This window comes from Microcystis protocystis FBCC-A270 (assembly GCF_050500235.1).
In the GTDB taxonomy this organism is placed as follows: domain Bacteria; phylum Cyanobacteriota; class Cyanobacteriia; order Cyanobacteriales; family Microcystaceae; genus Microcystis; species Microcystis ichthyoblabe_A.
The window spans coordinates 2,649,323-2,661,502 of the sequence record NZ_CP191407.1; the positions used below are offsets into that span (position 1 = coordinate 2,649,323).

Annotated in this window: 11 protein-coding genes, 1 tRNA gene and 4 pseudogenes; 10 read left to right on the forward strand and 6 right to left on the reverse strand. The window is 41.6% G+C overall.

Annotated features, from left to right (window positions below; genetic code table 11):
- Nucleotides 1-237 precede the first annotated feature (237 nt).
- The gene (gene queG, locus ACQY1X_RS12730) at nt 238-1,185 is read left to right on the forward strand and encodes a tRNA epoxyqueuosine(34) reductase QueG (RefSeq protein ID WP_430012872.1); all 948 of its coding nucleotides are present in this window, start codon (nt 238-240) and stop codon (nt 1,183-1,185) included.
- Nucleotides 1,175-1,813 (forward strand): HAD-IA family hydrolase, encoded by a 639-nt coding sequence (locus ACQY1X_RS12735; protein WP_016516729.1) that lies wholly within the window; start codon nt 1,175-1,177, stop codon nt 1,811-1,813. Before queG ends, ACQY1X_RS12735 begins: the two co-directional genes overlap by 11 nt.
- A gap of 74 nt (nt 1,814-1,887) precedes the next feature.
- Here ACQY1X_RS12735 and ACQY1X_RS12740 read toward each other — a convergent pair.
- Nucleotides 1,888-1,973: transfer RNA gene (locus ACQY1X_RS12740), tRNA-Leu, on the reverse strand.
- Between the two features lie 172 nt (nt 1,974-2,145).
- Here ACQY1X_RS12740 and ndhL point away from each other — a divergent pair.
- The 3 genes and pseudogenes from ndhL to ACQY1X_RS12755 form a co-directional block, all read left to right on the forward strand.
- The gene (gene ndhL, locus ACQY1X_RS12745; protein WP_002732218.1) at nt 2,146-2,385 is read left to right on the forward strand and encodes an NAD(P)H-quinone oxidoreductase subunit L; all 240 of its coding nucleotides are present in this window, start codon (nt 2,146-2,148) and stop codon (nt 2,383-2,385) included.
- A 21-nt stretch (nt 2,386-2,406) separates the two neighbouring features.
- Entirely contained in the window at nt 2,407-2,712 is a 306-nt protein-coding gene (locus ACQY1X_RS12750) for a DUF3007 family protein (protein ID WP_002733819.1), read from the forward strand.
- Nucleotides 2,713-3,356: 644 nt separating this feature from the next.
- A pseudogene (locus ACQY1X_RS12755) lies at nt 3,357-3,908 on the forward strand (IS30-like element ISMae39 family transposase); the annotation flags it as partial.
- 26 nt (nt 3,909-3,934) lie between these two features.
- Here the strand turns inward: ACQY1X_RS12755 and ACQY1X_RS12760 are convergent.
- On the reverse strand, nt 3,935-5,149 hold the full coding sequence (locus ACQY1X_RS12760; protein WP_430012873.1) for an ISL3 family transposase: 1,215 nt from the start codon (nt 5,147-5,149) through the stop codon (nt 3,935-3,937).
- A 183-nt stretch (nt 5,150-5,332) separates the two neighbouring features.
- Between ACQY1X_RS12760 and ACQY1X_RS12765 the strand changes: the two are divergent.
- Nucleotides 5,333-5,773: pseudogene (locus tag ACQY1X_RS12765) on the forward strand (IS30-like element ISMae39 family transposase); the annotation flags it as partial.
- A 6-nt stretch (nt 5,774-5,779) separates the two neighbouring features.
- Here the strand turns inward: ACQY1X_RS12765 and ACQY1X_RS12770 are convergent.
- Nucleotides 5,780-6,357: pseudogene (locus tag ACQY1X_RS12770) on the reverse strand (IS1 family transposase); the annotation flags it as partial.
- Between the two features lie 420 nt (nt 6,358-6,777).
- On the opposite strand from ACQY1X_RS12770, the gene ACQY1X_RS12775 reads away from it, so the two are divergent.
- The 3 genes and pseudogenes from ACQY1X_RS12775 (at nt 6,778) to ACQY1X_RS12785 (ending at nt 8,018) form a co-directional block, all read left to right on the forward strand.
- Nucleotides 6,778-7,224: a hypothetical protein gene (locus ACQY1X_RS12775; protein WP_430014718.1), complete on the forward strand. Its 447-nt coding sequence runs from the start codon at nt 6,778-6,780 to the stop codon at nt 7,222-7,224.
- Between the two features lie 14 nt (nt 7,225-7,238).
- Nucleotides 7,239-7,484 (forward strand): annotated as a pseudogene (locus ACQY1X_RS12780) (pentapeptide repeat-containing protein); the annotation flags it as partial.
- A gap of 66 nt (nt 7,485-7,550) precedes the next feature.
- Nucleotides 7,551-8,018 (forward strand): retroviral-like aspartic protease family protein, encoded by a 468-nt coding sequence (locus tag ACQY1X_RS12785; protein WP_069475210.1) that lies wholly within the window; start codon nt 7,551-7,553, stop codon nt 8,016-8,018.
- On the opposite strand, the gene ACQY1X_RS12790 is transcribed toward ACQY1X_RS12785, so the two are convergent.
- The gene (locus tag ACQY1X_RS12790) at nt 8,013-9,674 is read right to left on the reverse strand and encodes a M14 family metallopeptidase (RefSeq protein WP_430014760.1); all 1,662 of its coding nucleotides are present in this window, start codon (nt 9,672-9,674) and stop codon (nt 8,013-8,015) included. The genes ACQY1X_RS12785 and ACQY1X_RS12790 overlap by 6 nt on opposite strands.
- Nucleotides 9,675-9,744: 70 nt before the next feature.
- Between ACQY1X_RS12790 and ACQY1X_RS12795 the strand changes: the two genes are divergently transcribed.
- Nucleotides 9,745-9,957 carry a hypothetical protein gene (locus ACQY1X_RS12795; RefSeq protein WP_002751038.1) on the forward strand — a complete coding sequence of 71 codons (213 nt, stop codon included), beginning with the start codon at nt 9,745-9,747 and terminating at the stop codon, nt 9,955-9,957.
- On the opposite strand, the gene ACQY1X_RS12800 is transcribed toward ACQY1X_RS12795, so the two are convergent.
- Both ACQY1X_RS12800 and ACQY1X_RS12805 read right to left on the reverse strand, forming a co-directional pair.
- A complete protein-coding gene (locus ACQY1X_RS12800) occupies nt 9,954-10,700 on the reverse strand; it encodes a circadian clock KaiB family protein (RefSeq protein ID WP_430012876.1) in 747 nt (248 codons plus the stop codon). The two genes, ACQY1X_RS12795 and ACQY1X_RS12800, sit on opposite strands and share 4 nt — an antisense overlap.
- A 90-nt stretch (nt 10,701-10,790) precedes the next feature.
- Entirely contained in the window at nt 10,791-12,062 is a 1,272-nt protein-coding gene (locus tag ACQY1X_RS12805; protein ID WP_316576979.1) for a type IV pilus twitching motility protein PilT, read from the reverse strand.
- Nucleotides 12,063-12,180 lie beyond the last annotated feature (118 nt).

Sequence of the window (12,180 nt, forward strand, 5' to 3'; positions counted from 1 at the left end):
GAGTAACGCACAGAAAACGGGTTTCTCCGAGAAACCCGTTTTCTACTCATGCAAAAGGCAAAACGGAGAATAAATAATCAGTTTTTAATAACTGGATTTAGTATGAGGACGATATAGCGGGGACGGGAACCACAGTTTCTTCGTTGATCATGGTTTCTAACTGTTGAGCCTGGGATTTGGCTCAATAAATTGATCATTGTAAATAATTGTTACAAATACTTGACTTAAGATATTTCTATGGTGACAGAAACACAGATCAAAGAAAAAGCGCTAGAGTTAGGTTTCCATGGGGTCGGTATTGCTTCTGTGGATAGTCAAGACTTGGCGGTATCCCATCTAAAAAGCTGGTTAGAGCGGGGTTATCACGCTGATATGGATTGGATGACTAACCCGAAACGACAGGATATCAAAACTCTTTGGCCGGAAGTGCGATCGCTAATTTGTCTCGCCCTTAACTACTACACCCCCCAGCAACACAGTCAGGAACAAAACCATGGCAAAATTTCCCGTTATGCTTGGGGACGGGATTATCACAAAGTATTAAGTAAAAAATTAAAAGCCCTCAGTCAATGGTTAGAAAGTCAGGGGGAGCAAATTCAAACCCGTTACTATGTGGACACTGGACCAGTACAGGATAAGGTTTGGGCGCAAAGAGCAGGGATCGGCTGGATTGCCAAGAATGGTAACTTAATTACCCGTAATTACGGCAGTTGGGTCTTTTTAGGGGAAATATTAACTAATTTACCTTTAGAACCCGATCGACCCCATAGCGCCCATTGTGGCACCTGTAGCCGTTGTTTAAGTGCTTGTCCCACCCAAGCAATAGTTAGTCCCTCTGTGGTGGATGCTAATCGCTGTATTGCATACCATACCATCGAAAATCGTGCTGTAACTTTGCCTACAGAAATTGCCAAGAATTTACAGGGTTGGGTCGCTGGCTGCGATATCTGTCAAGATGTCTGTCCTTGGAATCAACGTTTTGCCCAAGTTACCGACGTGGAGGATTTTCAACCTCGTCCGGAAAACCTCTCGCCAAAGTTGGAGGAATTAGCTAATCTAACTATAGAGGAGTGGGATCGTCGTTTTATCTCGTCAGCCCTACGTCGAATTAAACCCCAGCAGTGGCGACGTAATGCCCAAGCTAATTTAGCCCATTCCCCTCACCCCCCACAAGATGACAATTAAAGTAGTAGTGTTCGATTTTGATGGTACTATCGCCGATACCCACGATACTTTCGTGGAGATTGTCAATCGTTTGGCTAAAAATTTTGGTTATCAACCCGTCAATGAGGAAGATTTGGCCAGACTAAAAAACCTTAGTTCCCAAGAAATTATTAAACAATCCCAAGTTTCTCCCGTTAAAATCCCTTTTTTACTCTATCGAGTTAAACGGGAATTAAATAAACAAATTGACTGCCTGAAACCCTTTCATGGCTGGCATCCCTGCCTTGCTACTCTTAAAGAAAGAGGCTATAGATTAGGAATAATCACTTCTAATACCAAAGAAAATGTCACCATATTTTTAGGTAATAATCAACTCTTAAATTTATTTGATTTTATCTGTTCGGGAACGCCTTTATTCGGCAAACACAAAATTATCGATCGCCTGATCCGACAAAATAAATTCTGTCCCGATGAAATGATTTATGTCGGCGATGAAACCAGAGATATTACTGCTGCCCAAAAAAGTCGAGTGCAAGTGGTGGCCGTCGCTTGGGGCTTTAATTCCCCTCAAATTCTCACCCAATTTAACCCCGATCATCTCATTCACCATCCCCTAGAATTATTGGATATTTTAGATAGGGCTGGCTGAAAAAGTTTTTCCTGGGGGGTAGGGCATTTGTACTAAAATACCCAATACTCAGTTTAAATATAGACTTCGATCGATGGGGGCGGAGAGACTCGAACTCTCACGAGCTTATAAGGCTCAACGGATTTTAAGTCCGTAGCGTCTACCATTCCGCCACGCCCCCGTTATTTAACCGACAATTTTTTATCATATCACAAATAATTTAATTGGCAAGAGTATTTTCAGTAAATTATTTTAGTCCGCCAATTCGATCGCCGCAAAGGGGGAAAGACAGGGTAAAATAATCAGCAGGTGAATTGCAGTTCACCGACAGCCATTGATAAAAATCAATCCTTATGCAATCAATTCTGACGCAAGAAACCATTATCATCGCCCTGATCTACCTATCTCTCAGTGTCTTGTATTTGCTCGTCATTCCCGCCGTTATCTACTACTACCTCAATACGCGCTGGTATGTGGCATCTTCTTGGGAAAGAGGGTTTATGTACTTTCTGATGAGCTTTTTCTTTCCCGGGATGCTGTTGTTAAGTCCTTTCCTTAACTTCCGTCCCCAACGTCGTACCCTCAAAGCTTAAGTTATCAACCCAAAAAAACCCATGAGACGCATTGATGTCATCGGGATCGGTATAGGGATGTTTGCTGTGGGCGGCATCCTCTACATTATCCTGCAAAAAACCGGTTTAGATAGTGCTTCGGCGGGAATTTGGAGTCAAGCGGTGTTGGTGGGTGGTGTCATCGGTTGGATTTTTACCTATCTGTTTCGAGTCGCCACCGATAATATGACCTACGGCCAACAGCGCAAGGATTACGAAGATGCCGTCTTTAAAAAACGTCTGGAAGCGATGACTCCCGAAGAAATCGCCCAAATGCAGCGGGAGATTGAAGAAGAAAAAACTAAATAAAGCAGTTAAAACTGATTTATCTGGCATCTGGGCTTGATAATAGCCCAATTTATCTGATTTAGTCCTTAAAGTCTTTAAATAATCGGTGGGAAATAATTCCACTGCTGTGTAGTTCTGTGAAATTAAAACAATCCTATGATGAGGCGTTTGTCAAGAGAACTAATGTTAAGATTGTTTGAGAAGGTCATGAAAGAAGCAATAGAAAAAGTCGTTTTAGCAATTAGGGGATAAAATTTCCGTCAAGAATAAAAATATTTGTTCCCTATCAAGTTGCGTCGATCTATGATACGGATAATCTATTTTTGTAGAAGCGTTATTTATGAATCAAAATCAGAGCGAGAACTGGGGCGGAAACAGAGAGCTAGATTACGATCGATTCTACAATGCTTGTGACCCTCTCAAACCCGGTGGTGATTCGGTAGTAGTGATGGCGGCTTAATCCTTTGCTTTGCTGTGCATTGTAGTCATGGATAAAATACCAAAGGGTTCCCCAACGTGATTCTCCATTTTTTTAGAGAAAGATAGACTCTCTCTCACCAGGCGAGAACGCCAATTCAAAAATGAAACGCATCAACCTCAAGAGTTGACAAAGAAAGGCTCATCAGGTACTGTCTGATCATTAACAAAAACAAATCAGACCCAAAATGAGCCACCAACATCTTAACATAGAACAAAGAAACTTGCTCTACCAACTTAGTCAGGAGGGAAATTTATCTCAACGGCAAATGGCCGTCTGGCTCGGATGTCATCAAAGCACAATATCACGGGAATTAAAAAGGAATCAAAGTTCTCTTGGCTGCTATCTACCTGACACAGCACAAGCTGAAAGCGAGACAAGGCGAAAAAATGCCAAACAACCCTTTAAAAATGTCAGCGAGTCAGCCTTAGAGTTGGTCAAAGAAGGATTGAAAGATTATCATAGTCCCGAACAAATAGCAGGTCGTCTGAAAAGAGCCAGTCAAGAATCTCTCAGTCACGAAACCATCTATCAAATGATCTATCAGAACTATCACGGATGTGGAGAGTACCAGAAATATTTACGCCGGGGGCTTTGTCAAAGAAAGAGTCGAGGCGGAGCAAAAAGTAAGCGTGGAGGGATTCCAGGGCGTGTAGATATCAGCGAGCGACCAGTAATTGCTGACCAGAAAACTGAAATCGGTCATTGGGAAAGTGACACAATGATTGGAGGCAATCATGGCTCTTCGTTACCCTTTATGCTAAATCAACAGACAAGATGCCAAGACAACATACTTCTAACCCAAAAATTCCGAAAGTTTCTAAAGCCATAGCCTCTCCGTTTTATTAGTTTAAGTTTATTGTTGATTCCCTCGACCACCCCATTAGTTGTCCTTCGCTCGAAATAACTAATGATTTCTCCAAACCAGTTTCGGATTGTTTGACAACTCTTGGTAAAAACACTGGAGGATTTTGCCAACCAGTCCGAGATGGATAGCAGTCCTTCTGTCGGATTCTCTGAGGTTTCATAAATCTTTCTAAATTCTTCCTTTAACTCGTGCATCTTTTTCAAATTTGGGAAATTTTCTTTGATAGCTTCTAGTTTGATTTTTTGGGTTTCCGTTAAATCTTTTTCATTTTTTAACAAGCTATATTTACTTCGCTTTAAAACTTCTAGCTTCGCTTCTTTTTCCGCTTTCTGTTTTTTATTTCTCTGCGCTTCTACGGCTCTTTTTTCTGCTTTTCTTTGTTCGTCTAACTCTTGATTAATTTGTTTCATTACATGGAATCTATCGGCGACTACCTCGGCCGATGGCATCAATTCTTTCACCAAATTTTTATAGGGCAACCAAAGGTCTATGCTGACTTCTTCAATTTGCTCTAACACCTCTTTTCCCCACCCTGTAAGCGTTTCCCTCAATTCTTCTTGTGTTCGCTTCTCTAGAATAGCTATTAGTTTTCCCGTATCTAAATTTACTAAAACCGCACAGTAATTTTTTTGTCCTTTGACTAGAGCGATTTCATCAATTCCTAGTCTTTTTAATTTCGATAGGTCTGTCTCTGTAATTTCTTCAGCTATGTCCTCTATCATTCTTTGAATCTCTTCTTCCGTTACGTCATTTCTTCGGCTAACATTTAAAATATCTCCTTCTTTTAATTGTTCGAGTATATTCTCGGCTAGTCTTTTCGTATAGGTTTGTTTCTTGGCGACAAAATCTAACTCTTCGCTAAAGGGTTTCTGACAATTACCGCACTTAAATTGACGACGATTAACTTGTAGGTACACTGGTTGACCTGAGAGCGGTAAATCTTTGACTAAATGTCGATGATTTTGGTGAAGTTTATCGCTCTCTAACCCACAACGAGGACAGGCTGCTTTTTTATTTTTCGATTCGATTTGGAAAACTATACCGATATTTTCTAGGTGTCGATAGCCTTGAATACAGGTTCCTTGTAGGTTCAAAAATTTGTCAAGTATCATAAGTAAAATAATCTCGTTTTTGGCTATTATATCAAATCTTAACTCGATTGTCTATCTTTTGGTATTAACCTATTTGTGCCTTAAGTCCTTTCCTGTATGAATTTCAGCTACTTTTGAGCGTAGTTGCTCTCATCGAATTTTATTTTAAGTTAATTATTTGCATAACAATTCCCGAAGAGCCGCAATCATCTAGGAGTTCTCGTTACTCATGTAGATAAAGCCTCGAAATTTTTAGTAGCAGGATTAGCCAAAAACAAAACCGCATCGGAAATCAATAGAGTCACAGAAAAACTTTTTCAAGAGATTCACCCTGACAAAAGAAAAACCTTTACTTGTGACAACGGCAAAGAATTTTGTGGACATCAAGAGTTGAGTCAGAAACTAGGAGCAGATTTTTATTTTGCTACTCCTTATCATTCGTGGGAGAGGGGATTAAACGAGCATACCAATGGACTGTTAAGACAATTTTTCCCCAAGGGAACGAATTTTAAAATCGTTAAGCCAGAGGAGGTGGAAAGAGCCGTAAACTTGATTAACAATCGTCCTCGAAAATGTCTTGACTATCGTACCCCGAATGAGGTATTCTATAAAGGTAGATCAGACAGTGATGCAATTCAGACTTGAATTGGCCGAAATCCTTTGTCGAAAGGTATTATTTAATCTTTCAATAGGATTAGTTTGACCAGTTTCTTTCCCGACTGGTCGATGACGTTTACTGGGAATTACTGTCTTATATGACTCCCAAAAGTCTGTGTAAGCAACTGCACATTGTCGGTAAACGCCTGGTAAACTGGCCCCAAAGTTTTTTGGCTGATTGACGACTCCTATCTCCGCGCATAGCAGCCAATAATTTCCCTTGTATTTCTATCAATTAACCGCCAAATATAAACCTTTATCGTCTTAGAAAAAACAAAAGACCACATCTCATCACATTCTATAACCAATTTACCTTTTGGTTTGTCCGAAACCTTTATTTGACCGGGGACAGCCGCCAGTTTATTGTTGACATAATTTTGTAACCATGACCAACTTACCCCTGTTACTCTAGCAATTCCTCGCAAGGAAATTCGTTCGAGCAAGAGTTTATCAATTAATTGTTTGGTTTCGTCAGAGACGGTTTTATTAGTGGGATTGATCACAAACTGACGACCACATTCTTTACATTGACGTTTGGGTTTTCCATTATGAATAGAACCATTCTTAATCATATAATGAGAACCACAATTAGGACAGGGGAATAGAGGTGAACTAGGGGGAGGATTTTGTTCGGTGCTAGACTGATATTTCAGTAAGCCAGACAGAAGCCAGAAAAAGATATTTATCAGAAAAGTCATGATCAAGCTAGAGGTTTAAAGACTGATCGGGTTCCAAGTATTTTTATTCATAAATATTTTACACAATTCATACCAGGTAAGCAAGAGAGCTACGCCACTACTACCGAATCATTACCCTAATATTTTAGACTAAATCCAGTTATTAAAAACTCTGATTATCTATCCCCACTTTTGCCTTTTGCCTATTGCCTATCCTGATATGTTACCTATCCTCAACGGATTTAGTATTAGACGGTGTGGCGATGGAAGACTTGTGGCTCTTCTAGGTTCTGTGTGATCAGTTTAACTTACAATATGATCGATCGATCTTTGTGTCCTTTGTGTCTTTGTGGTTCGTTCCACCCCCTCGCTCTTGAGAAATGTATCTTAGAATACATTTTACCCACCAAACCTAGGAGAGCCGACTTGTTGGAGGAGTTGCTGCAAATTAAAACCAGTAAGGAACAATTAACTTTTTCTGTTTATAAATTAGTTAAAACCCTAAATCGTCCTGAAGTTTATGCGGGAGTAGCCACGGTTATTATTGAGCAAATCAGTAAATTATATAGTGATATTGCTGCCGCCTATGACACCCAATTATCACCATTAGAACCAGCAGTTAATCCTAGGTTTACCGCCGTTAATAATGCTGTCAACAACGAGGAAGATAATTCCTTAAGACGGGTGGTTAATAGCCTAGAAAATCATCTAGAGGCGGAGAGAATGCAAAAATTAATGTTTGCCGCCTATAAAAAATGTTGAGAAAATGATCGTATCGAGCTAATCTTAGTCAAGCTAATTTTCAAGCGGCAAGAATGAATTATGCTGACTTAAGAAAGGCTAATCTTTCAGGAGTTAATCTTAGGGAAGCGGATTTAATCGATGCTTTCTTTGCTAGAGCAAATCTCACCAGTGCTGATTTAAGTAATGCCAATCTAACTGGTGCCGAGTTAATGAGTGCTAATCTGATGGGAGTTAACTTCTGCGGTGCAATTATGCCGGATGGCCGGATTAATAATTGAAATTACTAGACAATTTTTTTAGCAGTTATTCTGGTATAATTTAGGGGTAGAATTGAGGGTAGTATTATGGTTGATCCAGCAATTATTACAGAAGATATGGGCAAAATCTACACCAGCATTACAGTTATCAATCGCGCCGATCAAATTTTAGCAGCAGCGGCTGTAATCTCTCCCGATCAAATTCGCTCTCTTACCCTAGAAAATGTCTTGGTGGATACGGGAGCAACCACTCTTTGTCTGGTGCCAGAAGTAATCTCCCGCTTGGGTTTACAGCTTTTAAAAGAAGTAGATGTGGCTACGGCTAAAGGCATAGGAAAAGCGAGAATTTTTCGCGATGCTACCTTGATTATTGCGGGACGGGAAGGGACTTTTGAATGTTTGGAATTACCCGGAGGTCAAAACAATTTATTAGGAGTAATTCCTTTAGAAGCTTTGGGATTAGAACCAGATCTTCTTAGCCAAAAATTGCGAGTTTTACCCACGGAATCCCACGAGACTTATTTAACAATTTTATCGAACCAAATAGCTCTATAAAATCACTTTTTGTCTGACTGTCCCGGCTCTTTCAGCTATAGCGATAACCTCGATTTCTTGACCAGAAACTCCCTTAATCACCCATTCCACCGTACAGCGATAATCTAAACCGTGAGCGAGGCTACTATATACTTTATTTGATCGCCCTTCTAAGTGACCGATTTCCTGCTCTAATTTTCCCACTATTAAACTCACCTCATCGGCCAAATTTAACTTGACTTGAATGGGACGAACGATCTTTCTTTCCAGTGCCTTTTTACTGGTATAAGTGGGTAAAAATCCCTGATTTTCTAACTGTAAAACCATATGATAAATACCATTTCCCTCCGACTTAAGATCAAGACGAGAGATAGCTAAAAGAGGTGACATTAAAGCATGGGCAATAGTAAACTGACATTGTTTTTCACATAAATCTGGTAAATACTTTTCTGGGGCATTTTGCCAGACATTTTTAAAGTCCCAACCGCCAATTTCCACCTCTCCCAATTGGGGATGATCAAAACTTTGCCAATTAATAAAACCCTTTCCCGCCAAATTCTCATCATTCCAATGCTGTAATTTCAATTCATCTTCAAAAGGATGCCAGCGAAACCATTGAATATAATCATCTTTTTTCACTCCTGCTTGGGTGGGTGCATCCCATAACTCCACCGTAAAACCATACCAACCAAAGTGATCGTAACCGTAATCATCCATGGCACCGTTAGTCACTTCTTTGGGATGATAACGAAAATCGTGATAGACAGAAACGCATTCATAACCAGTCATTGCTTTTCCCTTATCGGCAATATATTTATACATTTCTAAGTCTTCCACGGGGAAATATTCATCGGGATGGGTGCTATAGGGACGCAACATGACTGCTGAATAGGTATGATAGGTAACGAAGCCATTAATATTGGTGTTATTTGCCCAAAATTCGGCTTCCGCACGGGTTTCTGGCTCCGAAAAGGGAAAATCTCCGGCCCCCTTTTGTTCCCCTTCAGGAACCCAATAAACGGGATAATTGCGGTTAAAATCCAGTCCCTCTAGGGTGGGGGCAGTGGTAAAATTATAGCCATCGTAATCGCGGATTAAACCTTCGGTGAGCAAAGTGTAAAAAGTTCCCTCAAATTCCTCCGGTTCGCGACGCACCATAATGCGAGGATCTTGTTCGGAAATTTTCCAAGCGCCACAGGTGTCTTTTTGGCGCATTTGTAGGATTAAACCATCGCCGTTAATATCTTCAGGATATAGCCCCGGTTTCTCATCCGTGTGGGGATAGGGGCGAATACTCGATCGTAACATATAGGGAGTGGTGAGATATTTTTCCGCTCCATCCACGGCTAATCGCGGCAAAATATAGACAGTGTAATGGTCAAGAAGTCTGGTAATTTGGGAATTATGACCGTATTGGCGCAAAAGATGAGCGATAGTGTAGAGAGCGACGGCAGAGCCTGTTACTTCCCCCGCGTGGGTGTTAGCATCAATCCAATAGGCAGGTTTTTCTAAATAGGGGCCTGTGGCTTGATTTGTTAGGGTAGTTAACCAGATATCTCGATTTTCGTAGCTTTTACCGATCGAGGTGAGGCTAATTAAATTAGGATAGGATGAAGCTAGGTTTTTCAGGAAAGAAACTAATTCGGTGTAGGGGTAATAGTGGCTAAAATCAAACATAATCTTCTGCAACTAAAAAAAGGAGTCTTGGGTTAATTTGACAAAATATAGGATGATAACAGTAAAAACTATGGATAGTCAAGATATTGCTCGCTATATTGAAGAAACTAACGGTATTTCCAAGCCTTGGCTGTTGGTGCAATTGCGTCTCAAAAAACTGCAAGAACGTCGCGCCAGTCTTTCCCAACAGGAATATATCCAAGAATTGGATGATATTCAGCAAGACTTAATGAAATTGGGCGAATGGTGGCGAGGAATCGAGTCAGAAGTCTTTAAACCCTAAGCGGTGGCGATAATCTGTAATACTCGCGGTAAATCCTCAAATTCGCCGATGATGCGTTTCACCGGTTGCGGCCAAACCCGGACTAAAGTGGGAATAGCAGAGACATGATTAGATTCCGCTTGTTCTGGATGCTTAGAGATATCGATCACTTTCAGGGTATAGGGATGGTGTAATTCTCGTTCTAGAAGCTGATGGATCGATTCTAGGGTGTGTTTAGTATTGGCATTATTACCGGAGACAAATAACCGCAAAACATAACCCTTGGGACTAGGATTGGTATAGTCAGAGTCAGCACTAATCCCCGAAGTCGTTGGGGGGCGCTCCTGATAACGGAGAATCAGATCGTGGGATTGCCAAAGTTGGGGAAACTGCTGACGATAGGTTTCTAAGATAGTGGGATTAGAGGATTGTTCCTGCCAGGGTACAGTAAACCAAGCTCGATCGTCCGTGGCGAAAATAGCATTTAATAAAGGCTGATAGCGACGGACAAGGGGATAGACTTCGGCTCTAGTATGAATACGGTGACTGTAGGGATCTCGCCAGCGATCGATGGTAGCAGTAAAACTAGGAACTAAAAAATGGGGGGGTTCTGGCAACCCTAAAGCGGACTGGAGAGCAGCGCAGAGATTCAGATGCCAATGAGTTTGTTTATCAGGATCGATACAGTAAATTAGATCGCCCCCGGGGGTAAACAGGGCGATGCCTTTAAAAATATCGGGCAACACAATCGTGGAAGTGATCACTTGAGGGGTTCCCCTAGAGAATAAGTAGGAGCTTCTATTTTTCTAGCCTACTAAACTCTTGATCCCTCAAGGATTTCCTTCAGGGTTTTTCTAGATTCTACCCCGCAGCATCATGGCCATTTCATTGGGAACCGGGGACATTTCCAGGGCGACCTCATCGCTAATCCGTCCCTCTTGATAGAGGTTAAACAGAGATTGATTAGTGGTAATCATGCCGTGGTATTCGCCGTCTCTCATTAATTCGATAATTTCGTCATTTTTGCCGCTGCAAATGTAATCTTTGACGGTTTCTGTGTTGACGAGAATATCGTGAAAAGCCGTCCGTTTACCGTCGGTGGTACGACATAAACCCTGGGAAATAATACAAACTAGGGATTCTGCGATCGCCACCCGCGTCGATTCCCGTTCCTCGGCGCTATAAAGAGTTAAAATCCGGTCAAGGGTTTTTACAGCGCTGTTGGTGTGCAGGGTTCCCAGGACTAAGTGACCGGTTTGGGCAGCTTTCAGGGCAGTATTAACGGTGGCTTTGTCCCGCATCTCCCCCACCAGAATAATATCTGGGTCTTCCCGCAAACAGGCTTTTAGGGCATTATCGAACTCATGGGTGTGTATTCCCACTTCCCGTTGTTTGATCAAACTGCGACGACTTTTATGGACAAATTCGAGCGGGTCTTCGATGGTGATAATATGTTTGGCGTGTTCTTTATTGATGTAATCGATCATGGCTGCTAGGGTGGTGGATTTCCCTGAACCCGTCGGACCGGTGATTAAAATCAATCCCTTCTGCACATCGCACACATCCCGAAACACTATCGGTAGGCCCAATTGTTCCATCGTGGGGATTTTCATGGGAATCAGACGCAAAACCATCCCCGGACCGCGCAGACTTTCAAAGATATTAATCCGCGCTCTAGCGAATTGGTACTGAGTCGCACCGTCAAATTCTAGGTCTTTTTTAAAGCGAAGGATTTCTTCTTCACCGAGGATTTCGCGTAACCAACTATAAAAAGTGTTGATGTCAATTTCAGGATAGTCGAGAATAATCATTTCGCCACGATCCCGCATCCGGGGTTGTTCTCCAACCCCGAGGTGAACGTCCGAATAACCCCGCTCAAAGGCAATCCGAACCAAATACTCTAAGGTGGGTTGATTGGAAGCGCGACTTTGGGGAGAACGTGGTGGCGATATTTGACTATTTTGTGGCATATTAGGCACTTTTTTGGACTGCATCGCCACCTTTTGGCTCATTTCTTGATTTATCTCTGGTTTGGTTCCCTTGATTAACTCCGAGGGAGGTATCGGGATGGAGGGAACCGGCAGCGGCTGCAGTGATCGCGAGGAAGAATTGGGATTTTGACTCATGGTAAATAGGGGTTTTTCCTTTACTATTCCCCGATTGTACTAACATCTCATCCTCAATTTCTCAATTCCCCACAGATGTTATACCATTTCTCTAAATGAAAACTACACATCGAATTTA